The 489-nt window shown below is 61.1% G+C and carries 1 protein-coding gene; it reads left to right on the top strand.

Features of this window, described 5'->3' with window-relative positions:
- Nucleotides 1-401: ATP-binding protein (locus EOB59_RS35060; protein ID WP_164895875.1), on the top strand; the 401-nt coding region annotated here is incomplete at its 5' end.
- Between the last annotated feature and the right edge of the window lie 88 nt (nucleotides 402-489).

The raw sequence follows: 489 nt of genomic DNA, 5'->3' as shown, positions 1-489 counted from the left end.
CCCTGGGCCACAAAGCCTGCCGGGACGGGCGCTCCGTCTCCTACCAACGTGTCCCGCGCCTGTTCGAGGCAATGGCGCTGGCTCGTGGCGACGGTCGCCATGCCCGCATGCTCAAGTCTCTCGCTCGCGTCGAGCTGCTGATATTGGACGACTGGGGCATCTCGGTGCTCACTCAAAGCCAGCGCATCGATCTGCTGGAGATGCTTGAAGACCGCAACGGGCGGGCCTCCACCATCGTAACAAGCCAAGTGCCCGTCGATCAGTGGCACGAAGTCATCGGCGACGATCCCACCCTTGCCGACGCCATCCTCGACCGCCTCGTTCACAATGCTCACCGCATCAACATGACCGGCGAAAGCTTGCGGAAAATAGCTGGCAAGCAAGCGCTTGACGCCGACTAAAAACCAGTGAACTCATAGCAACCGTCGGTCAGGCTTCTGCTGCCCACGATCGCGTGAAATCACTGCCCACGATCAGCGAAATGCGCAC

Source organism: Mesorhizobium sp. M7A.F.Ca.MR.176.00.0.0, from assembly GCF_004023165.1.
In the GTDB taxonomy this organism is placed as follows: Bacteria; Pseudomonadota; Alphaproteobacteria; order Rhizobiales; family Rhizobiaceae; genus Mesorhizobium.
The sequence above is the reverse complement of the archived record's forward strand: the minus strand, read 5'-3'. Positions and strand labels throughout refer to the sequence as shown.